This window comes from Xanthobacter versatilis (assembly GCF_043193975.1).
GTDB classification, from domain to species: Bacteria; Pseudomonadota; Alphaproteobacteria; order Rhizobiales; family Xanthobacteraceae; genus Xanthobacter; species Xanthobacter autotrophicus_E.
The window spans coordinates 143,645-168,742 of the sequence record NZ_JBAFVB010000011.1 but is presented as its reverse complement, the minus strand read 5'-3'; the positions used below and the strand labels follow the sequence as shown (position 1 = coordinate 168,742).

The window sequence follows — 25,098 nt, the reverse complement described above, 5'->3', positions numbered from 1 at the left end:
ACCATGCCCGGACACGGCCCGGTGTTCCGGATCGGGACGGCAAGCGTGGCGCATGAGAACAGAAAAGCAACAAAAGGCGCGCGAATCACAGCCTGTGGAAAAGTCCCTTTTGTTCCCCTCCCGGCTACGGACACGGCGGGACGCAGCCTCCCCTGCCCCGCTCCATCGCAACGCGAAGGCGGGCCATCACCTCCCGTCAGCCCCTTGACTTCATGCGCTTTTTCAGCCCCATGAAAAACGCCGCGGACGAGCGGCGACGCGTCAGGAGGCGGCTGGTGTTTCTCAAGTGGGCAGAACTTTCCTCCCCGGCCATCGCCGCCCTCGACAAGACGCGGCTCGTCGCCGTGCTGCCCGTCGCCGCCGTTGAGCAGCACGGCCCGCACCTGCCGCTGGGTACCGACCTGTTCATCGCCGAGGGCTATATCGAGCGCATCGCCTTCCAGGTGCCGCGCGATCTGGATGCCGTGTTCCTGCCGGTGCAGGCGGTGGGCAAGTCCGACGAGCACATCACCTTTGCCGGCACCCTCACCTTGTCGCCCGCCACCGCGCTCGCCACCTGGGTGGAACTGGGAGACTGCCTTGCCCGCGCCGGGGTGCGGCGGCTGGTGCTCATGAACACCCATGGCGGCAACGTGCCGGTCATCGACCTCGTGGCCCGCACCCTGCGCGTGAAGCACCGCATGCTGGCCGTCACCTGCTCCATGCACCGCTTCGGCTATCCGGTGGGCCTGTTCACGGATCATGAGCGCGCCCACGGCATCCACGGTGGGGAGATCGAGACCTCGCTCATGCTCGCCTTCCGCCCAGAGCTCGTGGACCTGACCCACGCCGGCGATTTCAGCCCCTACAGCGTGGCCATGGAAAGCGAATTCGCCCGGCTGCGGGCCAACCATCCGGTCGGCTTCGGCTGGCTCGCCGAGGATTTGAGCGCCGATGGCGCCATGGGCGACGCGCGTGGCGCCACCGCCCTCAAGGGCGAAGCGGCGACCGAATTCGGCGCCCGTGCCTTCATCGAGCTGCTAAGGGACGTAGCGAACTTCGACCTGGAGCGCTTCGACCACCACGTGTGATACCGGAAGGGTTTCGCTCAGGCGGCGCGTAAGCTCAATTCTGCTCCTCGTGCTCCGCCGCCGCGATCAGGTCCGGCAGGCGGGCGCGGTTGAGCGCCAGCCATTGCAGGGCCAGGATGAGGAAGCCATTGATGCAGCGCCCCTGCGCGATGGCAGCGAGCGCTTCGTCCACCGGCACCGCGAACGGCTGCGTCATCTCCGTCTCGTCCCGCGCCCCGGCCCGCGCGGGCAGCGCCCCGGCATCGAGGATGCCGAGGTACATCAGGGCGAATTCGTCGGTGACGCCCGGCGTCGGCGTGAACGTGAGCATGGGCAGGACGAGGCGCGGCTCAACGCCCGTCTCCTCGATGCATTCGCGCACGGCGGCGGCTTCCGGGTCCTCGCCCGCTTCCACCAGCCCGGCCACGATCTCCACCATCTCCCCCCGCCCCTGGGGGAGGAGATGGGCGGTGAGGCGGAACTGGCGGATCAGCACCACCATGTCGCGCCCGGGATCATAGCCGAGCACCCCCACCACGCGGCCGCCGCGCACGATGTCGCGCACCTGGGCGTCGGAGGTGCCGTCGTCATGGTGCAGCACCAGGCGATAGCGCTCATAGGGCCGGAAGCCCTTGGCCAGCAGCTCCGGCCCCTCCACGTCCACCCGCGCGGGGCGGTCTTCCATGACGTTCGGCTCTCGCCCCGTCATTGGCGGACCACGCCCTGGCCGGCGATCTCCAGATTGAAGGCGGCGGCGAACAGGGCCCGCGTATAGGCCTCCTTCGGCTGCTCGAACACGGCGCGCGCCTCGCCCTCCTCCACCATCTTGCCGTCGCGCATGACGAGGATGCGGCTCGCCAGCGCCGAGACCACCCGCAAATCGTGGGAGATGAACATGAAGGTGAGGTCGCGCTTGCGCTGGAGCGCGCGCAGCAGGTCGACGATCTGTGCCTGCACGATCATGTCGAGGGCGCTGGTGGGCTCGTCCAGCACCACGAAGGAGGGCTCCAAAGCCATGGCGCGGGCAATCGAGATGCGCTGGCGCTGGCCGCCGGAGAACTCGTGCGGGTACCGGTGCCGGCTCTCCGGATCGAGGCCCACGTCTTCCAGCGCCGCCACCACCCGTGCCTCCCGCGCCTCGGCGGACAGGCCGCGCTGGTGGACCAGCAGCCCCTCCCCCACGATATCGCTCACCGACATGCGCGGGGAGAGCGCCCCATAGGGGTCCTGGAACACGATCTGCATGTCAGACCGCAGCGGCCGCATGGCCTTGAAGGACAGGCCGTCGATGCGCTGGCCGAGGAAGGCCACCGGCCCCTGGCTGGAGATGAGGCGCAGCAGGGCAAGGCCCAGCGTGGTCTTGCCGGAGCCGGATTCCCCCACCACCCCCAGCGTCTCGCCCCGGCGGATGGCGACGGAAACGCCGTCCACCGCCTTCACGTAGCCCACGGTCTTGCGCAGGATGCCGCGCTTGATGGGGAAGTGCACCTTGAGGTCGGTGGTTTCCACCACGATGGGCGCGTCGGGGACGACGGGGGCAGGATCGGGCTTCGGCTCGGCCTTCAGCAGCGCCTGGGTGTAGGGGTGGCGCGGATGGAGGAAGGTTTCCTCCGCCCCGCCCTGCTCCACGATCTCGCCCCGCTGCATCACGCACACCCGATCGGCGATCTTGCGCACGATGTTGAGGTCGTGGGTGATGAACAGCATGGCCATGCCTAGGCGGGCCTGAAGCTCCTTCAAGAGCTTCAGGATCTGCGCCTGCACGGTCACATCGAGGGCGGTGGTGGGCTCGTCGGCGATGAGCAGGTCCGGTTCGTTGGCGAGCGCCATGGCGATCATCACCCGCTGGCGCTGGCCGCCGGACAATTGGTGCGGATAGGCGGAAAGCCGCTCCTCCGGCTTGGGGATGCCCACCTCGCCCAGAAGCTCCAGCGTGCGGGCGCGCGCGGCGGCGGTGCCCATGCCGCGGTGGAGGGTCAGCATTTCCACCACCTGCTGCTCGATGGTGTGAAGCGGGTTCAGGGAACTCATGGGCTCCTGGAACACCATGGTGATCTTGTTGCCCCGCACCCCCCGCAGCTCGCGCTCGGGAACCGTGAGCAGGTCGCGCCCCTCGAACAGGATGCGGCCCGACGGGTGGCTGGCGGCCGGATAGTTCAGCAGCTTCAGGATGGAGAGCGCGGTGACCGACTTGCCGGAGCCGGATTCGCCCACCAGCGCCAGCGTCTCCCCCTTGGCGAGGTCGAACGACACATGCTTCACCGCCAGCGCCTGCCCGGTGCCGCTGGGATCATCGACCCGGCGGAAGGCGACGGAGAGGTCTTCGACGGAGAGGAGGGGCTGGGTCATGGGTCCGTCCCTCACGAGAAGGTCTTGCGCGGGTCGAAGGCGTCGCGCACCGCCTCGCCCACGAAGATGAGCAGGCTCAGCATCACCGCCACCGTGAAGAAGCCGGTGAGGCCCAGCCAGGGCGCCTGGATGTTGTTCTTGCCCTGGGACAGAAGCTCGCCCAGCGAGGGCGAGCCGGGGGGCAGGCCGAAGCCGAGGAAGTCCAGCGCCGTCAGCGTCATCACCGAGGAAGAGAGGATGAAGGGCAGCATGGTCAGCGTCGCCACCATGGCGTTGGGCAGCATGTGCCGCGTCATGATGGTGAGGTTGCCCACGCCCAGCGCGCGGGCCGCCTGCACATATTCGAAGTTGCGGGCGCGCAGGAATTCCGCCCGCACCAGCCCCACCAGCGACACCCACGAGAACAGCAGCAGGATGCCCAGCAGCACCCAGAAGCCCGGCACCAGCACCGAGGAGATGATGAGCAGCAGGTAGAGGGAGGGGATGGCTGTCCAGATCTCGATGAAGCGTTGGAACAGCAGGTCTATCCAGCCACCGAAATAGCCCTGCACCGCGCCGGCCGCCACCCCGATCACCGACGAGATGATGGTGAGCGCGAGCCCGAACAGCACCGAGATGCGGAAGCCGTAGATCAGGCGGGCCACCACGTCGCGGCCCTGGTCGTCGGTGCCGAGCCAATTGTATTCAAGGCCCGAGCAGCCGCTCACCCCCTTCTTGTCCGCAACCGCCTTGCACTGGGCTTCCGTGAGCATCCAGGTGGGCGGCGAGGGCGCGGGCGTGGGCAGGTCCAGATTGTGGGTCGAGTAGGAGAAGCGGATCGGCGGCCACACCATCCAGCCGCCCTTTTCGGCGATCAGCTTCTGCAGGAAAGGATCGCGATAGTCCGCATCGGTCTCAAAGTCGCCGCCGAAGGCGGTCTCCGGATAGGCGCGCACCACCGGGAAATAATAGCCCCCGTCGTAGGAGACGAGGATCGGCTTGTCGTTGGCGATGAATTCGGCGCACAGGCTGATGACGAACAGCACCATGAACACCATGAACGACCAGTAGCCCCGCCGGTTGGCGCGGAAATTGGCGAGCCGCCTGCGATTGAGGGGCGAAAGATCGAAGCGGCCGCGCGGCTTGGCCGCGCCCGGCGGCTGGAGCTGGCCGTGCGGCGCGTCGCGAGCGGCGGGCACGTCGGTGGGCTCGCCCGGCTGGAGCACGGGGACTGCGTCCATTCTCAGACCTCCCGCGTCTCGAAGTCGATGCGCGGATCGACCAGCATGTAGGTGAGGTCCGAGATCAGGCCGACGATGAGCCCCGCCAGCGAGAAGATGTAGAGGGTGGCGAACACCACCGGGTAGTCGCGGTTGAGCACGCTCTCGAACCCCAGCAGGCCCAGGCCGTCCAGGGAGAAGATGGTCTCGATCAGCAGCGAGCCGGAGAAGAAGGCGGCGATGAAGGCGCTGGGAAAGCCGGCGATCACGATCAGCATGGCGTTCCTGAACACATGGCCGTAGAGCACCCGCCGCTCGCTCAACCCCTTCATCCGCGCGGTGGTGACATACTGCTTGCGGATCTCCTCCAGGAACGAATTCTTGGTGAGCAGGGTCATGGTGGCGAAGGCGCCGAGCACCATGGAGGTCAGCGGCAGCACAAGGTGCCAGGCATAGTCGGCGATCCGCTCCGGCCAGCTCATCTGCCAGAAGTTCTCCGATGTCAGCCCGCGCAGCGGGAACAGGTCGAGGAACGAGCCGCCGGCGAACAGGATGATCAGCAGGATGGCGAACAGGAAGGAGGGAATGGCATAGCCGACGATGATCACCGCCGAGGTCCACATGTCGAAGCGCGAGCCGTCGCGCATGGCCTTGGAGATGCCGAGCGGAATGGAGATGAGATAGGTGAGCAGCGTCATCCAAAGGCCGAGCGAGATGGAGACGGGCATCTTCTCCCCGATCAGCTGCAGCACCGTGATGTCGCGGAAATAGGAGCGGCCGAAATCGAAAGTGGCGTAATCCGTAATCATCTTCCAGAAGCGCTCGTGAGCCGGCTTGTCGAAGCCGAACTGCTTTTCGAGCTGCTTGACGAAGGCTGGGTCCAGCCCCTGCGCGCCGCGATATTTCGAGCCGGCTGCATCCATGGCCGCGCCGGCCTGCGCAGCTGCCCCGGCGCCCGAGAAGTCGCCGCCGCCGCCGGAAACGCGGGAGGTGGCGGACACGTCGTCGCCGGTGAGCTGGGCGATCACCCGCTCCACCGGGCCGCCGGGGGCGAACTGGATGACCACGAACGACACCAGCATGATGCCGAGAATGGTCGGCACCATCAGGGCTATGCGGCGGATGATATAAGCGAGCATCACGTCTCCCGATCCGGCCGGACGGTGCAGCCAAGCCGGCGCACCGTCAACCGTCGATCCTCAAGCGCGGACTTCACCCGCCTCTGGCCGGCTCCGTGCCGGTGCTCCACCAGGTGTCGAGCGCGCCCAGGTCGTAGCGCGGCTTGGTGGCAGGGCGTGCGAACTGGTTCCAGTAGGCGATGCGGTGCTGGCCGGAATACCACTGGGGGATCCAGTAGCGCCCGGCACGGAGCACCCGGTCCAGCGCCTGGCAGGCGACGACTAGGGCGGCAGCGTCCGGGGCGGCCAGCGCCGCGTTGATGAGCCCGTCCACCGCCGGGTCGGCGATGCCGGCCACGTTGTAGGAGCCGCGGGTGCGCGCCGCCTCGGTGGAGAAATAGGCGCGCAGCTCGTCCCCCGGATAGGGCGCGAAGGAATAGCGGCGCACCACCATGTCGAAGTCGAAGCCCTGCAGGCGCAGCTGGAACTGGGCCGGGTCCACGATGCGGAAGGTGGCGTCGATGCCCACTTTCTTCAGGTGGCCGATGAAGCGCGCCGTGTGGCGCTCCATGCCGCCGTCATCATCCAGGAACTCGATGGTGAAGGCCTCGCCCTTGGCGTCCACGAGCTTGCCCTGCTGCACGCTCCAGCCGGCATCCTTCAGCAGGTTCAGCGCCTGCCGGCGCAGGTTGCGGTCCTCCCCCGTGCCGTCGGAGACCGGCGGCACATAGGGCTCGCCGAACACCTCTTCCGGCAGGCGGTCGCTGAACGGCTCCAAGAGCTTCAGTTCGGCGGGCGAGGGCAGCCCCTGCGCCATCATCTCCGAATTCTGGAAGAAGGAGACGGTGCGGGTGTAGCTGTCGTACATCAGGTTCTTGCGGGTCCAGTCGAAGTCGAACAGGATCCCGATGGCCTCGCGGACGCGCCGGTCGAAGAACTTGGGGCGGCGGGTGTTGAAGAACCAGCCCTGCACGCCGGAGAAGGAATTGTCCGGCAGGGTCTCCACCTTCACCCGCCCCTCGCGCACGGCGGCGAAATCATAGGCGGTGGCCCATTCGCGAGCGGTGAACTCCTCGCGGAACAGATAGGCCCTAGCCTTGAAGCCTTCCAGGCCCGCCACCCGGTCGCGGAAATATTCGTAGCGCACCGTGTCGAAGTTGAAGCGGCCCTTCATCACCGGCAGGTCGCGGCCCCAATAGTCGGGCACCCGCTCATATTCGATGAAGCGGCCCTGCTCGAACTTCTTCACCCGATATGGCCCCGAGCCCAGCGGTACTTCCAGCGAGGACTGGTTGAACGGGTGCTTCGCCAGGAAGGCGCGAGAGAAGATCGGCAGTCCGGCGGCGGTGAGCGGGACGTCGCGGGCGCGGCCGGGGCGGAAGCGCATCACCACCTCGCCCGGCCCATCCGCCTCCACGGCGGTGAGATCACGCAGGGCCATGCGGATGGTCTCGTAGGCGTCGGCCTTGAAGGCCTCGAAGGTGGCCACCACGTCGGCCGCCATCACCGGCGTGCCGTCATGGAAGCGCGCCTGCGGGCGCAGCTTGAAGCGGTAGGTGAGCCCCTCGTCCGCGATCACCACCGAGCTGGCGAGGCGGCCGTACATGGCGCTCTTCTCGTCGCCCGCGGCGGTCATGAGCGTATCGTAGATCAGCTCGATGCCCTGGGCGCCGTTGCCGCGCTGGTTGTAGGGGTTCAGCGTGTCGAAGGTGTTGAGCGACTGGTTGTAGAAGGTCGCCCGGCCCATCTGGGAGAAGGGACCGCCCTTGGGCGCGTCCGGGTCCACATAGTCGAAATGGGTGAAGCCGGCCGGATACCGCAGGTCGCCGAAGAAGGACAGGCCGTGCCGCTCCACCGCGGCGGAGGCGGCCGCCCCCTCGTTCGCCGCAGCGTCCTGCGGCGCCGCCTGCCCGCGCGCCATGGCCGGCAAAAGGGTGACGGCGGAGGCGGCGGACAGAAGCAGCGTGCGGCGCGACAGGCTCATTTGCTGGTCCCGCTGTTGGTTCCGCTCGCCGGGCCGACCGCATTCACCTTGGCCGCCTTGGCCGGATCGAACCACCAGATGTCGGGGAAGGCGAAGGAAAAGGTGGGCAGGGTCGGCGGATGGGCGAAGCGGTCCCATCGCGCTGTGCGCGTATAGTTCAACGTCCAGGCGGGGACGACATATTCGTTCCACAGCAGCACCCGGTCGAGGGCGTGGGTGGCGGCCACAAGGTCGGCCCGGTCGGTGGCGTAGATCACCTTCTCGATCAGGGTGTCCACCGCCTTGTCGCGGATGCCGGCGAGGTTCCGCGAACCCTCCCGGTCGGCGGCTTCCGTGCCCCAGAACTCACGCTGCTCGTTGCCCGGCGACAGCGACTGGCCCCAGCCGGAGACGATCATGTCGAAGTCCCGCGCCCGCACCCGGTTGATGTACTGGGAGGAATCCACGAGGCGGATGGTGACGGTGATACCGAGGCGCTCCAGCGCCGGCTTGTAGAACACCGCCACCCGCTCCATGGCCGGGCTGGAGATGAGCAGTTCAAGCGTGAAGGCCTCGCCCTTGGCGTCCACCAGCTTGCGGTTCTTGATCTCGTAGCCGGCATCCTTCAGCAGGCGGGAGGCCTCGCGCAGATTGTTCCGCCGCAAGTCCTCCGTTCCGCTCTCGGGATTGGTGTAGGCGGTGGTGAACACCTGCGGAGGCACCAGGTCCTTCACGCCCTTCAGGATTTCCAGCTCGCGGCCCTGCGGCAGGCCGGAGGATGCCAGCTCCGTGCCGGAGAAGAAGGAATTGATGCGCTTGTACTGCCCGAAGAAGAGGGTGTGGTTCATGCCCTCGAAATCCAGCGCATAGTTCAGCGCGCGGCGCACCCGCGGGTCCTTGAACTTGTCGCGCCGCAGGTTGGGGATGAAGGCCTGCATGATGCCGGACGCGCGGTTCTCGAACATTTCGAGCACCACCCGCCCGTCCGCCCGCGCCGGGAAATCATAGGCCGTGGCCCAGTTCTTGGCGGAGGATTCGGTGCGGAAATCATAGGTGTCGGCCTTGAAGGCCTCCAGCATCACCGTGTCGTCGCGGAAATACTCGTACCGGATCTCGTCGAAATTATCCTTGCCCACATTCACGTTGAGGTCTTTGGCCCAATAATCCTTCACCCGCTCGTAGGTGATGGAGCGACTGGGCACGAAGCTCTTGATCCTGTACGCGCCGGAGCCCAGCGGCACCTCCAGCGAGCCCTGGGTGATGTCGCGCGGCTTGCCGGCGGCATCGGTGCCCGTCCACCAGTGCTTGGGCAGGATGGTGAGCTGGCCCACGATCTGCGGCAGCTCGCGGTTGCCGGCCTGGTCGAAGGTGAAGGTCACGTCCCGCTCGCCGGTCTTCTCCGCCTTCGCCACGTGGCTGTAATAGAAGCGCTGGTTGGGGTTGTTCTTCGTCAGCGCCTCGAAGGAGAACACCACGTCGTCAGGGGTGATCGGGGTGCCGTCATGCCATTTGGCATCGGCCCGCAGCCGGTAGGTGACGGAGGAGAAATCAGCCGGATGGCTCGCGCCCTCGGCGATGAGGCCATATTCGGTCGACACCTCGTCATAGGCGGCGGTCATGAGGGTGTCGTAGATGAGATTGATGCCCGCCGCCGGCGTGCCTCTCGGCACCACGAAGTTGAAGGTATCGAAGGTGCCGTCTTCGGCCAGGCGCAGCAGGCCGCCCTTGGGCGCCGCCGGATTCACATAATCGAAATGGGGAAAGCCGGCGGGATATTTCGGCTGTCCCATGAGGGAGAGGCCGTGGCGGAAGACCGGCGCGGCGGCCGGTGCGGGGCTTTCCCCGGCAGCGGGAGCCACCTGCGCCTGCGCGAGGCCACCCGGGGCGGCCGCGGCCCACGCCACGGCTGCGAGGACGGCGAGGCGGCGAACGGACGGCAGGCGCATCGGTTTCTCCAGGTCGGGTCTCAGGTCGCAAATCAGGGCGGGACTTCAGCGCTCTCGGCAATAGCTGATTATGGCACCGCGAGCGACGGCAGAAACATGGCGGCCGCGCAACCGGCGCATCCCCTTCAGGCACCCGCCGCAGGCGGCCTCAAGGGCCCAGACATGCAAAAAGGCCGATCCCGCGAAGGATCGGCCTTGGCATTTCGGCACCCGGCAGCCCGGATGACAATGGCGTGAAAGAGAATGACGCCCGCCCCTGGGGGCGGCGCAGCCCCGATCCTACTTCGCGGCGGTCGGCAGCGGCTTGGGATCGTGGGAGAGGCTGTTGAGATAGGCGATGAGGTCCGCCCGCTCGGCTTCCTTCGGGATGCCTGCGAAGGCCATGGCGGTGCCGGGCACCGCGGTCTTCGGGCTGGTCAGGAAGGTGTTGAGGGCAAGGGCCGTCCAGTCGCCACCCTTCGCCTTCATGGCGGCCGAATAGGCAAAGCCCGCAGCGGAAGCCACCGGGCGGCCCACGACGCCATACAGGTCCGGACCCACCTTGGCGCCGGCGCCTTCCTGGAAGTTGTGGCAGGCGGCGCACTTCTTGGCGACGGCCGCGCCCTTCTCGACGGAGGCGGTGGCGAACAGCTGCTCGATCGGCACTTCCGCGGCCTTGGCCGGGGCGGCACCGCCGGCGGCGCCTTCCTGCACGACGATATCGAAGCCGGGCTTGGCGGGCGCCTCAGGCGTGAACAGGATCTGCGACGCGATCCCCAGCCCGAGGGTGAGCGCCAGGGTGCCCAGAACCGCACCTGCAATCTTGTTCAATTCAAAAAAGTCCATCGGCGCTTCGCCCCTCGGAGCCCTTAGATCCTCGCTGCCGCGGCGCATGGGATGAAAGATCCGGCCGGGCGTGCAAGCATGTCGATGAGCGGCGCGCGAAGAACCCCCGCGCACCGCCGGCGACACTAACCACTTTGATGTGAGCGAGGCAACCCGTATAAGGCGCGCCCCAATGCCACTCCCCGCGCCCGCATCGGACGCGGCCCGAAGGGAGCCGCCGGCCGCCATGTTCCCCGCTCTTTCCAGCGAACGCGTGCTCGTGCTGATCCCCGCGCGGATGGCGGCCACTCGCCTGCCGGGCAAGCCGCTGGCCGACGTGGGCGGGCGCCCCATGATCGTGGAGGTGGCGCGGCGCGCCGCCGCAGCCGCCATCGGGCAGGTGGCCGTGGCCACCGATTCCGAGGAGATCGCCGCCGCCGTGCGGGCCGCCGGCGTCACGGCGGTGCTGACCCGCGCCGACCATCCCTCCGGCTCCGACCGGATCTTCGAGGCACTGGGCGCGCTGGACCCCGACGGCGCCGTGGACGTGGTGGTGAACGTGCAGGGCGACCTGCCCACCATCGCCCCGCAGACCATCCGCAGCGCGCTCGCGCCCCTCGCTGAGCCGGCTGTGGACATCGCCACGCTCTGCGCCGAGATCGTGGTGGAGGACGAGCGCACCGACCCCAACGTGGTCAAGGTGGTCGGCTCGCCCCTGGGCGACAACCTGTTGCGCGCGCTCTATTTCACCCGCGCTACCGCGCCTTTTGGCGCCGGACCTCTCTACCACCACATCGGCCTCTATGCCTATCGCCGGCCGGCGCTTGCCCGATTCGTCGCCCTCGCCCCCTCGATGCTGGAGCAGCGCGAGAAGCTGGAGCAGCTGCGCGCGCTGGAAGCCGGCATGCGCATCGACGTGGCGGTGGTGGACGCGGTGCCGCTGGGGGTGGACACACAGGCCCATCTCGACCGCGCCCGCGCGATTCTCGCGCTCGAAGCCGCCGAACAAAAATGAGGACATCATGATCCGCCGCATCACCTTCCAGGGCGAGCCGGGCGCCAATTCGCACATCGCCTGCCGCGAGGTGTTTCCGGATTTCGAGGCGGTGCCCTGCGCTACCTTCGAGGACGCCTTCGCCGGGGTCGAGAGCGGCGCGGCCACCTATGCCATGATTCCCATCGAGAATTCGGTGGCGGGCCGGGTTGCGGACATCCACCACCTGATGCCCCAGTCGTCGCTCTCGATCATCGGCGAGCACTTCCTGCCGCTGTCGCACCAGCTCATGGCGGTGAAGGGGGCGAGCCTCTCCACCCTGAAGAGCGTGCAGAGCCACGTGATGGCGCTGGGCCAGTGCCGCAAGGCCATCCGCACCCTCAACCTGACCGCCGTCATCGGCGCCGATACCGCAGGCTCCGCCCGCGAGATCGCGGAAGCCGGCGACGTGAGCCGCGCCGCCATCGCCTCGCGCCTCGCGGCCGACATCTACGGGCTCGACATCCTCGCCGAGAACATCGAGGACGAGGCCCACAACACCACGCGCTTCATCATCCTGTCGCGGGGCGGCGAATGGACTCCGGCGGGCAACGGGCCGGTGGTCACCACCTTCGTATTCCGGGTGCGCAACGTGCCGGCGGCGCTCTACAAGGCGCTGGGGGGCTTTGCCACCAACGGGGTGAACATGACCAAGCTGGAATCCTACCAGCTCGACGGCCGCTTCACCGCCACCCAGTTCTATGCCGACGTGGACGGCCACCCGGACGACCGGCCGGTGAAGCTGGCGCTGGAGGAACTCGCCTTCTTCTCCCGCGAGATGCGCATTCTCGGCGTCTACCCCGCCCATCCCTACCGGGCGCAGTTCGCGACGGAGCAGGAAACGTTCTGAGGAGACGGTCTGATCCGGACGTTCTGAACGGGCGGAGCGCCGCTCCGTTCAGTGATCGAAGCGCAGGGCGATGCGCGCCTTGCCGCCGCCGGTGCGGCCGAAATGCACGTGGTCGGACAGGCGCTTGAGCATCCAGGCGGCGAACGAGGCGTGTTCCTTCGCGTCGCCCAGCAGCGCCTCGGGCGAGGGCCGCTCCTTGGGCGCCTCCACCACCTCGCCGTCATAGATCAGATAGACATCGAGATGGGTCTCGTCGAAGCGCGCGCGCAGCTCGATGGGCCCCTCGGCGATGTCGGCGTCGATGACGAGTTCCAGCGCCTGCGCCACCGTGGGGATGGCGGCGGCGATCACGTCGCGCCGGGCGCCCCACACATCGCCCTGCCGCTCCAGGAAGTCGCGGGCGAATGGGAAGGCATGCGCCCCGTCCGGTACGATCTCCCCGGTCTCGCGGGCGATGCCGATGCGGAACAGCAGGTTCAGCAGGATGGCGCTGAGCGCCCCCACCGTCAGCGGCGTGGAGAACAGGGGCTGGAGCGCCAGCGGCAGTTGGTCTCGCAACGGCAGGAGGGCCACCGACAGCCCCGCCAGCACCGACAGCCCCACCACGAACACCCGCCGCTCGCTGAGGCGGCGCGAGGTGACGAGATCCATGCCCGCAACCACCAGATAGGACGAGGTGTAGAGCAGGATGCCGCCGATCACCGGCGAGGGGATGAGGGTGAGCGCCACGATGGCCTTCGGCAGGAAGGCGATGGCGAAGATCATCGCACCGGCGAGGATGCCGATGATGCGCGCCGTGGACTGGGTGGCGAAGGCCAGCCCCACCGACGAGGAGGACAGCCCCGACTGGAAGCCGGAGGTCAGCCCGTTGAGGATGTTGCCGATGCCGCAGGCAGTCACCGCCCTCTGGGCCGCCTGCATGTCGGCGCGGCGCCAGTCGGCATCGTTCATCTTCTCCAGCGAGACGGTGACCGAGAGCACGTCCACGAGATTCATCATAACCAGCAGCGCCATCAACGGAAACAGCGCCGGGGCGAACTGGAGGCTGGGCAGCGTCAGCGTCGGCCAGGCGACCAGGGGCGCGGCGGCGATGGCCGCGTTCGCCTCCGGATGCCCCGCGCCGAGCAGCAGCGCCAGCACCCAGCCGATGCCAGCGCCGGCAAACACCGCGAACAGCTTCAGCCGACGGGGGGCGAACACGGTGATGGCGACGATGATGCCCACGGTGGCGAGGCTGGAGAAGGTGGCGTTCTGCACCACCAGCGGCCCGTGGTCGAGCCCCAGCGCCCGGCGCAGGGCTGGCCCCGCCAGCGACACACCGAGCATGCTCACCGCCACGCCGCACACTTCCGGCGGCAGCAGCACCCGCAGCGGCCGCACCAGGCGCGCCATGAACAATTGGCAGATGCCCACCAGCAGCGTGGTCATGGCCATCAGCCCGAGCCCGCCGAGCATCAGCGCCTGGGCGGCCAGCGGAATGGCCCCCGGCGCCGGGATGTGCACGGCGAGATAGCCCGAGCCGAAGCGCGTGCGCAGGCACTGGATGATGGTGGCGACGCCGATGCTCATGGCGCAGGCCGAGAGCATGGCGGACATCTGGTCCGCCGGCAGCCGCGCCTCGGTGGCCGCCAGCACCGGATAGATCAGGAAGGTGACCGCCAGCATGGCGTGCTGGGCGGCAAGCGGCACCAGCGCGACCGGGGGCACCTTGTCGTCGAGCCCGTAGACCAGGGAGGCCGGGCGACGCAGGGTGCGGCTGCCGCGTCTCGGATCAGGAAAGAGGCGCTCGATCGCGCGTCGGATATGGGACCGCGGCGACCGTGACCGCGCTTTGGCGTCAAGCATCGATACCTTCGACGAAGGCCCGGACGAGGTGATGGGCGATGGCGATGGGCGGCGGCACGAACAGGCCATCGGGATGAGTGCGCGCAAGCATCAGGGCGGCCTCGTCCCGGTCGAACCAGCGGGCGTCCTCCAGCTCGTTGCGGTCGATGACGATGTCATGGCTCGTCGCCTGCGCCAGGCACCCGATCATCAGCGACATGGGGAAGGGCCAGGGCTGGCAGGAGCGGTAGGTGACGCGGCCGGTGGCGATGCCCGCCTCTTCCAGCGTCTCACGGCGCACCGCCTCCTCGATGGTCTCGCCCGGCTCCACGAAGCCGGCAAGGCAGGACCACATGCCCGGCGCGAAATGCGGCTGGCGGCCCATGAGGCATTTGTCGCCCGCCGCCGTCAGCATGATCACCACCGGATCAGTGCGCGGGAAATGCTGGGCGCCGCAGGACGGGCAATCGCGCCGCCAGCCGCCGTCCAGGATGCGCGAGGCGGTGCCGCAATTGGCGCAGAAACCGTGCCGGCCGTGCCAGCCGAACAGCGCCTTGCCGCAGGCGACGGGAGGAAGGTGACGCGGCAGCACCAGCCCGCCCACGGCGATGGAGCGCAGGTCCGTGACCTTCAGCCCCTGCCCTTCCAGCTCTTCCCTCCGGCCGGGATCGAAAGCCAGCGCAAAGCGCGGCGCGCCCGCCTCAAGCCCGAGGAAGAGCGGCTCGCCCCGTCCCTGAGCCTGCGCCTCGGCGCGGGAAAACAGCGGATCGAAGACCGGTCCATCGCCCTTGAGCGCAACCAGTTCGCCACCCAGCAGGTAGAAGCCGGCGGCGGGATCGGACAGCAGGTCGCCGGACGGATCGCAGGCATGGGGGCGCAGGTGCGCGGCGCGGTCGAGCACGCTTCCAACATAGCCGAGGTCCGGCCAGGCGCCGAGATCAGGACGGGAAAGGACGGACATTGGTGGGCGACGGATTCCGGGTGGGCGACACAGTCCGGCAGGGCTGCCGCCGACCTTGAGGGACCGTCGCATGGGCACGGCCCGGAGGCAAGGTCGCACCACTCATGGCCCCCCAGATGGGAACACCCCGTCGATGCAGACCCACCGGACGGGCTGGCACGGAGCGCTCTACAGGATGGCGAGACAGGTGCGCAGGGCCGCGAGGCGCTTGTCCCGCTCCGCCGCCGCAAGCGGCTCGCGGGTGCCAGCGCCGAACACCGGCCCCGGCCAGGCGGCATCGTCCGGTTCGCGGCCGACCACGTGCAGATGAAGCTGCGACACCACGTTGCCGAGCGCCGCCACGTTCAGCTTGGCACAGTCGGAGCTGGCCTTGACCGCCGACGACACGACCGCGATCTCCTCAATGAGATGCAGCCGGTCGGCAAATGGCAGGTCAATGATCTCCACCATGTCGGCCCGGCGCGGCACCATCACCACCCAGAAGAAGCGAGCATCGTCGACGAGACGAACATGACACAAGGGAAGGTCGCCGACTGCCGGTCCGTCGGCCTCCAGGCGAGGGTCGAGGCGAAAGGCGTGGTTCTGGCTCATGAAATGACTCCACAGGGTTCAAGCTTGATGACGCGAGACGTGGAGCCGCACAACCACGACCTTTACCTGCAGCTACCTGTAGCGCACGCCAAGGCGGACCAGAGGTCACGGCCCTGCTGACGCCCCCGGGCTCGGTGCCGGACGGCGAGGGCCGTTGGCGCTGACGGCCCTCGTGGCGATCAGGGATGGTTGCCCCCGCCCGCACTTGCCGCTATGGAGGCGCGCAATCACACCGCGCGCCTCAAGATCGAACCCGCGCGGGAGGACTTTCGGGATGTTTCGCTCGGCCCACTTGATCCGCCTCGACCCGCGCGCCCCAGGGCGCCTCGGTGCGGCGCGCCGGCGAAAATGACGCGTCCCTGACCCCGGCCCACCTCAGCGGGCCACCAGAGACGTTTCCCATCCGTTTTCCAGGCGAAGAAAGGCACGAGCGATGGCTCGGCTGGTGATGAAGTTCGGCGGCACCTCGGTCGCCAATATCGAGCGCATCCGCAATGTGGCGCGTCATGTGAAGCGCGAAGTCGAGGCCGGCTACCAGGTCGCGGTGGTGGTCTCCGCCATGTCGGGCAAGACCAACGAACTGGTCGGCTGGTGCAAGGATGCCTCCGCCCTCTACGACCCGCGCGAATATGACGCGGTGGTGGCTTCGGGCGAGCAGGTGACGAGCGGGCTCCTGGCCATCGTGCTCCAGGAAATGGGCCTCTCCGCCCGCTCCTGGCAGGGCTGGCAGCTGCCCATTTCCACCGACGATGCCCACGGCTCCGCCCGCATCCTCGACATCGACAGCGAGAAGCTCGGCGCCGCCATCGACGGCGGCCAGGTGGCGGTGATCGCCGGCTTCCAGGGCATTCACCTGCCCACCGGCCGCCTGACCACCCTCGGCCGGGGCGGCTCGGACACCTCGGCGGTGGCGGTGGCGGCGGCGTTGAAGGCCGAGCGCTGCGACATCTACACCGACGTGGACGGGGTCTACACCACCGACCCGCGCGTGGTGCCCAAGGCTCGCCGCCTCGACCGCATCGCCTTCGAGGAGATGCTGGAAATGGCGTCTCTCGGTGCCAAGGTGCTGCAGGTGCGCTCGGTGGAGCTTGCCATGGTGCATAATGTGCGCACCTTCGTGCGCTCGAGCCTTGTGGATCCCGACGCCCCCGAGACGGCGAACGTGGAAAAGGCCGGTACGCTCATCTGCGACGAGGAGGAGATCGTGGCAAACCAGATGGAATCGCAGGTGGTCACCGGCATCGCCTTCTCCAAGGACGAAGCCCAGGTCTCCATCCGCCGGGTCGCCGACAAGCCGGGCATCGCCGCCGCGGTGTTCGGGCCTTTGGCCGATGCCCACATCAATGTGGACATGATCGTTCAGAACGTGTCGGCGGATGGCTTCACCGACATCACCTTCACCGTTCCCACCGCCGATTTCGAGCGCGCCAAGGCGGTGATCGAGAAGGCGCGGGACACCATCGCCCACCAGGTGGTGGAAGGCGCCACCGACGTGACGAAGGTGTCGGTCATCGGCATCGGCATGCGCTCCCACGCCGGCGTTGCGGCGCAGGCGTTCCAGGCGCTGGCAGGCAAGGGAATCAACATCCGGGCCATCACCACGTCGGAGATCAAGATCTCGTTCCTGATCGATGCGGCATATACCGAACTTGCGGTTCGGACTCTCCATTCGCTATACGGGCTGGACAGCTGATGGGCGAACCTGCGGGCGCGCGCCGTTCGACGAAGAGCCCCGCGGGCACCTGAAACCCGCCCACATTTAAGGATGCGGCCGATGCGTGGCGCGCTCGGCGGTCCGCGCGTATTGCTCCGCCGCCTCCGCGAGGTGATGGCGGAACAGGTCAGCGCGCAGGACCGCCTCGACAAGATCGTGGTGCTGATCGCCGCCAACATGGTGGCCGAAGTCTGCTCGGTCTATGTGCTGCGCGTCGACCAGACGCTCGAACTCTATGCCACGGAAGGCCTGAACCGGGACGCGGTTCATCTCACCGTCATGCGCGTGGATGAGGGCCTGGTCGGCCATGTGGCGCGCGAGGCGGAATCCCTCGCCCTTTCGGACGCCCACGCCCATCCGGAATTCTCCTACCGCCCGGAAACCGGCGAGGAGGTCTACAACTCCTTCCTCGGCGTGCCGATCCTGCGGGCCGGCAACACGCTGGGCGTGCTGGTGGTGCAGAACCGCGCCCGCCGGACCTATACGGAAGAGGAGATCGAGGCGCTCCAGACCACCGCCATGGTGCTGGCGGAGATGATCGCCTCCGGGGAACTCACCGCGCTGGCCAAGCCCGGCGCCGAGCCGGCGGTGCGCCGGCCGCTGCATCTGAAGGGCGTGGCGCTGGCCGATGGCCTCGGCCTCGGCCACGTGGTGCTGCACGAGCCGCGCATCAAGGTCACCAACGTCATCGCCGACGACGTTGTGAAGGAGACCGCCCGCCTCGATGCCGCCATCGGCAAGCTTCGGCACTCCATCGACCTGATGCTGGAGGACGACGGCCTCGCCAAGGCCGGCGAGCATCGCGACATCCTGGAAGCCTACCGCATGTTCGCCCACGACCGGGGCTGGATGCACAAGATGCGTGAGGCGGTGCTCTCCGGCCTCACCGCCGAAGGCGCGGTCGAGCGGGTGCAGTCGGATACCCGCGCCCGCATGATGCGCGCCTCCGACCCCTATCTGCGCGAGCGCCTGCACGACCTCGACGACCTCGCCAACCGCCTGCTGCGCGAGCTAACCGGCCGCAATCGCGGCTCGGAGCGCGAGGCGCTGCCGGAAAACGCCATCCTCGTCGCCCGCAACATGAGCCCGGCGGCGCTGCTCGACTATGACCGGACGCGCATCCGCGGCCTCGTGCTGGAGGAAGGTGGCACCACCAGCCATGTCACCATCGTCGCCCGCGCGCTCGGCATCGCCGCCGTGGGCCAGGTGGAGAATGCGGCCGGCCTCGCCGATCCCGGCGACCCGGTCATCGTGGACGGGCAGGCCGGCGAGGTGCACCTGCGCCCGCCCGGTGACGTTGAGGAAGCCTATGCGGAGAAGGTGCGCTTCCGCGCCCGCCGCCAGGCCCAGTATGCGGCGCTACGCACCCGCCCATCGGTCACCAAGGACGGCGTGCACATCGAACTGCACCTGAATGCCGGCCTGCTGGTGGACCTGCCCCATGTGTCCGAGACCGGCGCGGCCGGCATCGGCCTGTTCCGCACCGAGCTGCAATTCATGATCGCCTCGGCTTTCCCGCGCATCTCGGAGCAGCTGAAGCTCTATCGCGCGGTGCTGGATGCCGCCGGCGAAAAGCCCGTCACCTTCCGCACCCTCGACATCGGCGGCGACAAGGTGCTGCCCTATATGCGCACCGTCGAGGAGGAGAACCCGGCGCTGGGCTGGCGCGCCATCCGCCTCGGGCTGGACCGGCCGGGCCTGCTGCGCAGCCAGCTGCGGGCGCTGCTGCGGGCCGGCGCGGGGCGCGATCTGCGCATCATGTTCCCCATGGTGGCGGCGGTGGAGGAATTCGACCGCGCCCGCGCCATCGTCGAGCGCGAGCTGACCCATCTGCGCAAGCACGGCCACGGCCTGCCCGAGAAGGTCTATGTGGGCGCCATGGTGGAGGTGCCCTCCCTGCTGTTCCAGCTGGACGAGATCCTCTCGCGCGCCGACTTCCTCTCGGTGGGCTCCAATGATCTGGTCCAGTTCCTCTATGCGGCGGACCGCTCCAACGTGCGCGTGGCGGACCGCTTCGACCCGCTGTCCCCGCCGGCCCTTCGGGCGTTCCGCATGGTGGCGGAGGCGGGCCAGCGCCATGGCAAGCCGGTGACCCTGTGCGGCGAACTGGCATCGCGGCCGCTTGAGGCGGTGGCCCTCGCTGCGCTGGGATACCGGGCACTGTCGGTGTCGCCGGCCTCCATTGGCCCGGTGAAGGCCATGATGCTGGAGCTGGATGTCTCCGCCGCCCGCAAGGTGCTGCTGCCCCTGCTGGAGGACAAGACCGGCACGGCCGACCCGCGCGCCGCGCTCGCAGCTTTCGCCAAGGCGAGCGGGCTGCCCATTTAGGGCGCGCCCAAATGGCCGCCCCCACCCGCGTTTTCTGGACGCAAACCGGCTTCACCCTTGCGGAAAACGCCCGAGACCCATGACCGCCCTGCCCACCGCCAAGCTCGACCAGTTGGTCGCGCGCCACGCCGAGATCGAGGCCGCCCTGTCCCGCGGCGCGGAGGGCGAGGAATATGTGCGCCTCGGCCGCGAGTTTTCTGACCTGTCGCCGGTGGTGGAGCAGGTGCGCGCCCTGAAGGATGCCGAGCGCGACCTGGAAGGCGCCAATGAGCTTCTGGCCGAATCCGCCGCCGACCCCGAGATGCGGGAAATGGCCGAGGCGGAGGTGGAGCGCCTTCAGGACCGGATTGAGGCCCTTGCCACCGCCGTGCGCCTCGCGCTGCTGCCCAAGGACGCCATGGACGAGCGCGGCATCATCCTGGAGGTGCGCGCCGGCACCGGCGGCGACGAGGCCGCCCTGTTCGCGGGCGACCTCTACCGGATGTACACGCGCTACGCCGCCGAGAAGGGCTGGAGCGTGGAAATCCTCTCCGAGAGCGAGGGGACCATGGGCGGCTACAAGGAAATCGTCGCCGCCCTTCACGGCCGCGGCGCCTATGCGCGCCTGAAGTTCGAGAGCGGCGTCCACCGGGTCCAGCGCGTGCCGGCCACCGAGACCAGCGGGCGCATCCACACCTCCGCCGCCACCGTCGCCGTGCTGCCCGAGGCGGAGGACGTGGACGTGGACATCAACGAGGCGGACCTGCGCATCGACGTGTATCGCGCCCAGGGCGCCGGCGGCCAGCATGTGAACAAGACCGAGAGCGCGGTGCGCATCACCCACCTTCCCACCAACACGGTGGTGGCGGTGCAGGACGAGCGCTCCCAGCACCGTAACAAGGCCCGCGCCATGGCGCTGCTGCGCGCGCGCCTGCTCGACGACGAGCGCCAGAAGAAGGAGGCCGGCCGCGCCGCCGAGCGCAAGGGCCAGGTGGGCTCCGGCGACCGCTCCGAGCGCATCCGCACCTATAATTTCCCGCAAGGCCGCGTCACCGACCACCGCATCAACCTCACCCTCTACAAGCTGGACGAGGTGATCGCGGGCACGGCGCTGGACGAGATCATCGATCCGCTGCTCACCGAGCATCAGGCCGCTTTGCTCGCCGCGGCCGAGGACGCCTGAGCCGTGGGCAAGGGCCCTGCTTTGGCTGAAGCCCTGACCATCGGCACTCTGCGCCGGCAGATGGCGGCATCCCTCGCTGCGGCGGGCGTGGAGACGCCGGACCTCGACGCCCGCCTGCTGCTGGCGCAGGCGCTCGACTGCGCGCCGGGCGACCTGCTGTTGCGGGCCGAGGCGCCCGTTCCTCCCGAAGCCGAGGCGACGGCCCGCGCCTTCACGAAACGGCGGGCGGGCGGCGAGCCGGTGGCGCGCATTCGTGGCCGGCGGGAATTCTGGAGTCTCGACCTTCACCTCTCCCCGGACACCTTGGTGCCCCGCCCCGACACCGAGACCCTGGTGGAGGCGGCCCTCGCCGCGCTGCCCGACCGAAGCGCACCCCTCTCCATCCTCGATCTGGGCACGGGCACGGGCGCGATCCTCGCCGCCTTGCTGGTGGAGTGTCCCAACGCCACCGGCATCGCCGTGGACCGCTCAGAGGGCGCGGCCTTGACCGCGCGCGCCAATCTCGCCCGCAACGGCCTCACCGCGCGCGCCCATGTACTGGTGGGCGACTGGGGAACGGCGCTGGCCGGCGGCTTCGACCTCGTGGTCTCCAATCCGCCCTACATCACCTCTTCGGCCATGCTGGACCTGCCCGCCGAAGTCCGCCTGCACGACCCTCATCTCGCGCTGGAGGCCGGGGCGGACGGCCTCCTCGCCTATGAAGCCATCGCCGCCGACCTGCCGCGCCTCGTGCGCCGAGGCGGCATCGCCGTGCTGGAGCTGGGCGAGGGACAGGAAGCGGCCGTGGCGGCGCTGGTCGCGGCGGCGGGACTTGAGGTGGCAGGTCCGGCGCGGCGCGATCTTTCGGGCATCCCCAGGGCCCTCCTCGCCCGCCGCGGGTAGGGCCCGGTAGCGGCAAATGGCGGCGCCCCAAGGCAAGCAGCACGCAAGCTGAGAAAAAACCGCTTGGAACCTGGGAGGGAAATGGCTAGTGTCTTTTTCAGGAATCGAACCGATGTGTTGGCCCAAGGGGCTGATGCGGGCTTCCGAAATCTCAGGCAGATGTTTCGGGCGCTATGGATGCGGTGGGATGATGCGCGCGCATGCTGCGCACATTCCAGCATCCGGCGGTGAGATCGTTTCACGGTGTTGAGCGCGCGCGGGTCCGATGGCTCGGCAGCGTATCGTGTAACGGCGGCCGTGCTGGGGGGCACGGGACGGGGCTCGATGATCGGACAGATCCTGACTTAACGAACGATCGCACTTTCAGACCAGCGCGAATGCCGGCGCAGGCGGCTCGCGAAGCTGACGTTCTTGGCCTGCGAAAGCGGAACAGCGCGCATCCTGGCGTGCGCCGCCCGGACCAACCATCGGGCGTGTTGCGGAGTTCACCGGCGCATGGCGACCGGGCGCAGACGGCGGCGTGAACGCCGGGCGAGTAGAGATTGATCCACATGAGAAATGGTCAGCAGAAGCAGCGCATGCGCGGCCGCAACAACAACAACGGCAACCGGCGCAGCTCGAACCCTCTGACACGGGTCTACGAATCGAACGGCCCGGACACGAAGGTGCGTGGAACGGCGCACCACATCGCGGAGAAATACCAGCAGCTCGCCCGCGACGCCCAGTCGTCCGGAGATCACGTGGCCGCTGAGAATTATTTCCAGCACGCCGAGCATTATCTGCGCCTCATCGCCTCGCTCCAGGGCCAGTTCGCCCCCCCGCCCGGCTTCGGCCGCGACGACGAGATGGATGACGAGGATACCGACGACGTGGGCGCCCTCGATGCGCCCCAGCCGGCCTTCAACCGCGGCGAGCAGCCCTACCAGCCCCGCGAGGCGCGTGAGAACCGGGACAACCGGGACAACAATCGCGACAACCGGGGCGATGACCGCGGCCAGCGCGACAACCGCCAGGGCAATTACCGCCGCAACCGCGACGACGACGAAGGCTACCAGCCCCGGGAGCAGCGCGAGGCCCGCGAGCAGCGCGAACCGCGTGACCAGCGTGCCCCCCGCGAGCAGCGCGACTTCCGTGAGCAGCGCGAACCGCGCGATGATCGCGCTCCCCTTGAACAGCGGGAGGCCCGCGAGCCCCGCGAAGATCGCGCCCCCCGTGAGGATCGGGCGCCCCGTGAGGATCGCGCTCCTCGCGAAGATCGTGCGCCGCGTGAGTTCCGCCGCCGCAACCGCGACGAGAGCGGCGAGGGCTTCACGCCGCGCGCCGCCCGCGTCCCCCGCAGCGAGGAGGCCGAGGCGCCTCGCGCGCCCCGCGCCCCGCGGGAGGAGGAGCAGGATCTCGGCTTGCCGTCCTTCATCACCGGCTCCCCCGCCATCGCCAAGGAGCGCGCGGAACCCCGCGCCGAAGCGCCCCGAGTTGAGGCGCCCAAGGTCGAGGCGCCCCGCGTAGAGACGCCGAAGGCCGAAGCCCCCCGGGCGGAAGTCGCCCGCGCCGAGCCGGCCCGCCCTGAGCCGGTCCGCGCCGAGCCCGCGCGGGTCGAGCCGCCCCGCGAGGAAGCCGTGGAAGCCCCTGAGGCTGCCGAGGCGACCGAGGGCACGGATGCCCGTCGCGGCCGTCGCCGCCGCTTCCGCACCCGTGCTGAGGGCACGACCGAGCAGGCCGCAGGCGAGGCCCCGGCCCCCGAGCAGACCGCGCTCTTCAACGATTGAAGCTGCCAGTGCAGCTTGCGTGAAACGAAAAACCCCGCCGGGTCGCCCGGCGGGGTTTTTCGTTTGTCATAGCGGCATCGGCAATGGGCCGGAGGCGCCCGCCGCCTCAGCTTTCCTTGAAGCCGTAGTCGGGGATGCCCTGCTCGTTGCCATAGTATTTGTAGGGCAGGAACTTGCCGGACATGGTGATCTGCACGCGGTCGCCCTTGGGATTGGGCTCGCGCACCATCTCCATGTTGAAGTCGATGGCGGACATGATGCCGTCGCCGAACTCCTCCTCGATGAGCGCCTTCCAGGCCGGGCCGTTCACCATCACCAGCTCGTAGAAGCGGTAGATGAGCGGGTCGGTGGGCGGCATGGGCGTGCCGGCGCCGCGCATGGGCACCTCGTTCAGCATGCGCTCTTCCACCTCGGAAAGGCCGAACAGCTCGGCGGCCTTCTTCGCCAGCGGCTTCACCAGCTTCATCTGGCCCAGCAGCGCGCCCACCACTAGGACAGGCGACATGCCGCCGATCTCCTCGCAGATGTATTTCCAGGTCCAGCCCTTCTCGCGCTTGATGTCGAGGATCTTCTCGGTGAGTTGCTCGCGCTTCATGGGTCTTGCTCTCCACTCTTGGTTCTGTCGGGCCAGCCCCGCGCGATCAGTCGCGGGCCTTGGCAACGGCGGGAAAGGGGATGGTGTTGGCGGGGGGCGACGTGACCGGCGCGCCAGGGCGCACCAGGGGCGGATGGCGCGGGTCATAGCCTGCCGGCTTGTCGTCCCTGAAGGTGCGGCTGCGCGACACCAGGAAATCCACCAGGTGGTTGCGCACCGTGTAGAAATCCGGCTCGTGGTGGATGGTGTCGCGGCGGCGGTCGGCCGGCAGCGGGTTCTCCACGACCTCCGCCACCATGGCCTCCGGGCCGTTGGTCATGAGCACGATCCTGTCGGCGAGGTAGATGGCCTCGTCCACGTCGTGGGTGATCATCACCACCGTCTGCCCGGTGGACTTGCAGATGCGACGTACCTCGTCCTGCAGCGTGCCGCGGGTGAGCGCGTCCAGCGCCGAGAACGGCTCGTCCATGAGCATGATCTTGGGCTCGATGGAGAGCGCCCGGGCGATGCCCACGCGCTGGCGCATGCCGCCGGACAGCTCCGCCGGCTTCTTCGCCTCGTTGCCCTTGAGGCCCACGAGGTCGATGAAGCGCTTCGCCCGCTCCTCCACCTCGGCCCGGCCCGCCTTGCGCCAGCGGGAGGAGACCGCATAGGCCACGTTGCCGAGCACGCTCTTCCACGGCAGCAGGGCATGGCCCTGGAAGATGACGGCCCGGTCGAGACTCGGCCCGGCGATGGCCTGCCCGTCCACCACCACCACCCCGTCGGAGGGATTTTCCAACCCGGCGAGGATGTTCAGCACGCTCGTCTTGCCGCATCCCGAATGGCCGATGATGCAGACGAATTCGCCCCGCGGCACCTGCAGCCACAGGTCCTCGAAGATGGTTGTGAAGCCGCCCCCCGCCGCCGGATAGCGCCGGGCGATGCCTTCGATGGAGATGAATTTGGGATCGCTCACCGCCAC

20 protein-coding genes are annotated in these 25,098 nt (G+C 68.5%); 8 read left to right on the top strand and 12 right to left on the bottom strand.

Going from position 1 to position 25,098, the window contains the following annotated elements:
• Positions 1-230: 230 nt before the first annotated feature.
• The gene (locus V5F66_RS19245; protein WP_049776152.1) at positions 231-1,070 is read left to right on the top strand and encodes a creatininase family protein; all 840 of its coding nucleotides are present in this window, start codon (positions 231-233) and stop codon (positions 1,068-1,070) included.
• Positions 1,071-1,104: 34 nt separating this feature from the next.
• On the opposite strand, the gene V5F66_RS19240 is transcribed toward V5F66_RS19245, so the two are convergent.
• From V5F66_RS19240 to V5F66_RS19210, 7 genes are all read right to left on the bottom strand, one after another.
• Complete coding sequence (locus V5F66_RS19240) at positions 1,105-1,734, bottom strand: NUDIX domain-containing protein (protein WP_394001601.1); 630 nt, start codon at positions 1,732-1,734, stop codon at positions 1,105-1,107.
• A 20-nt stretch (positions 1,735-1,754) separates the two neighbouring features.
• Positions 1,755-3,398 carry an ABC transporter ATP-binding protein gene (locus V5F66_RS19235; RefSeq protein ID WP_012114657.1) on the bottom strand — a complete coding sequence of 548 codons (1,644 nt, stop codon included), beginning with the start codon at positions 3,396-3,398 and terminating at the stop codon, positions 1,755-1,757.
• An 11-nt stretch (positions 3,399-3,409) separates the two neighbouring features.
• Positions 3,410-4,618 carry an ABC transporter permease gene (locus V5F66_RS19230; protein WP_012114656.1) on the bottom strand — a complete coding sequence of 403 codons (1,209 nt, stop codon included), beginning with the start codon at positions 4,616-4,618 and terminating at the stop codon, positions 3,410-3,412.
• A gap of 2 nt (positions 4,619-4,620) precedes the next feature.
• A complete protein-coding gene (locus V5F66_RS19225) occupies positions 4,621-5,736 on the bottom strand; it encodes a microcin C ABC transporter permease YejB (RefSeq protein WP_394001595.1) in 1,116 nt (371 codons plus the stop codon).
• Between the two features lie 73 nt (positions 5,737-5,809).
• A complete protein-coding gene (locus V5F66_RS19220; RefSeq protein ID WP_394094508.1) occupies positions 5,810-7,699 on the bottom strand; it encodes an extracellular solute-binding protein in 1,890 nt (629 codons plus the stop codon).
• On the bottom strand, positions 7,696-9,624 hold the full coding sequence (locus V5F66_RS19215; RefSeq protein ID WP_394094507.1) for an extracellular solute-binding protein: 1,929 nt from the start codon (positions 9,622-9,624) through the stop codon (positions 7,696-7,698). The genes V5F66_RS19220 and V5F66_RS19215 overlap by 4 nt, the downstream gene beginning before the upstream one ends.
• A gap of 279 nt (positions 9,625-9,903) precedes the next feature.
• Complete coding sequence (locus V5F66_RS19210; RefSeq protein ID WP_012114652.1) at positions 9,904-10,449, bottom strand: c-type cytochrome; 546 nt, start codon at positions 10,447-10,449, stop codon at positions 9,904-9,906.
• Between the two features lie 226 nt (positions 10,450-10,675).
• Here V5F66_RS19210 and V5F66_RS19205 point away from each other — a divergent pair, with 226 nt between their 5' ends.
• Both V5F66_RS19205 and V5F66_RS19200 read left to right on the top strand, forming a co-directional pair.
• On the top strand, positions 10,676-11,443 hold the full coding sequence (locus V5F66_RS19205; RefSeq protein ID WP_394001587.1) for a 3-deoxy-manno-octulosonate cytidylyltransferase: 768 nt from the start codon (positions 10,676-10,678) through the stop codon (positions 11,441-11,443).
• A 7-nt stretch (positions 11,444-11,450) separates the two neighbouring features.
• Positions 11,451-12,311 carry a prephenate dehydratase gene (locus V5F66_RS19200; RefSeq protein WP_394094506.1) on the top strand — a complete coding sequence of 287 codons (861 nt, stop codon included), beginning with the start codon at positions 11,451-11,453 and terminating at the stop codon, positions 12,309-12,311.
• A 48-nt stretch (positions 12,312-12,359) separates the two neighbouring features.
• Here V5F66_RS19200 and V5F66_RS19195 read toward each other — a convergent pair whose 3' ends face one another.
• The 3 genes from V5F66_RS19195 to V5F66_RS19185 all read right to left on the bottom strand — a co-directional run bounded on the left by V5F66_RS19195 (position 12,360) and on the right by V5F66_RS19185 (position 15,687).
• Positions 12,360-14,156: a solute carrier family 23 protein gene (locus V5F66_RS19195; protein WP_394094505.1), complete on the bottom strand. Its 1,797-nt coding sequence runs from the start codon at positions 14,154-14,156 to the stop codon at positions 12,360-12,362.
• The gene (nudC, locus tag V5F66_RS19190; RefSeq protein ID WP_394001581.1) at positions 14,149-15,096 is read right to left on the bottom strand and encodes an NAD(+) diphosphatase; all 948 of its coding nucleotides are present in this window, start codon (positions 15,094-15,096) and stop codon (positions 14,149-14,151) included. The genes V5F66_RS19195 and nudC overlap by 8 nt, the downstream gene beginning before the upstream one ends.
• Before the next feature lie 168 nt (positions 15,097-15,264).
• Positions 15,265-15,687, bottom strand: coding sequence for an HIT domain-containing protein (locus V5F66_RS19185; RefSeq protein ID WP_012114647.1), 423 nt, complete (start codon positions 15,685-15,687; stop codon positions 15,265-15,267).
• Between the two features lie 433 nt (positions 15,688-16,120).
• Here V5F66_RS19185 and V5F66_RS19180 point away from each other — a divergent pair, with 433 nt between their 5' ends.
• The 5 genes from V5F66_RS19180 (at position 16,121) to V5F66_RS19160 (ending at position 23,539) form a co-directional block, all read left to right on the top strand.
• Positions 16,121-17,380, top strand: a complete 1,260-nt coding sequence (locus V5F66_RS19180) for an aspartate kinase (protein ID WP_012114646.1) — start codon at positions 16,121-16,123, stop codon at positions 17,378-17,380.
• 81 nt (positions 17,381-17,461) lie between these two features.
• Positions 17,462-19,729: a phosphoenolpyruvate--protein phosphotransferase gene (gene ptsP, locus V5F66_RS19175; RefSeq protein ID WP_012114645.1), complete on the top strand. Its 2,268-nt coding sequence runs from the start codon at positions 17,462-17,464 to the stop codon at positions 19,727-19,729.
• A 79-nt stretch (positions 19,730-19,808) separates the two neighbouring features.
• Positions 19,809-20,891 (top strand): peptide chain release factor 1, encoded by a 1,083-nt coding sequence (prfA, locus tag V5F66_RS19170; protein ID WP_012114644.1) that lies wholly within the window; start codon positions 19,809-19,811, stop codon positions 20,889-20,891.
• Positions 20,892-20,912: 21 nt separating this feature from the next.
• Positions 20,913-21,773, top strand: coding sequence for a peptide chain release factor N(5)-glutamine methyltransferase (gene prmC, locus V5F66_RS19165; RefSeq protein WP_394094516.1), 861 nt, complete (start codon positions 20,913-20,915; stop codon positions 21,771-21,773).
• Positions 21,774-22,324: 551 nt separating this feature from the next.
• On the top strand, positions 22,325-23,539 hold the full coding sequence (locus V5F66_RS19160; protein WP_394007730.1) for a DUF4167 domain-containing protein: 1,215 nt from the start codon (positions 22,325-22,327) through the stop codon (positions 23,537-23,539).
• A 106-nt stretch (positions 23,540-23,645) separates the two neighbouring features.
• Here the strand turns inward: V5F66_RS19160 and cynS are convergent, their stop codons facing one another.
• Positions 23,646-24,134, bottom strand: a complete 489-nt coding sequence (gene cynS / locus V5F66_RS19155) for a cyanase (protein ID WP_012114641.1) — start codon at positions 24,132-24,134, stop codon at positions 23,646-23,648.
• Between the two features lie 46 nt (positions 24,135-24,180).
• On the bottom strand, positions 24,181-25,092 hold the full coding sequence (locus V5F66_RS19150) for an ABC transporter ATP-binding protein (protein WP_394094515.1): 912 nt from the start codon (positions 25,090-25,092) through the stop codon (positions 24,181-24,183).
• Between the last annotated feature and the right edge of the window lie 6 nt (positions 25,093-25,098).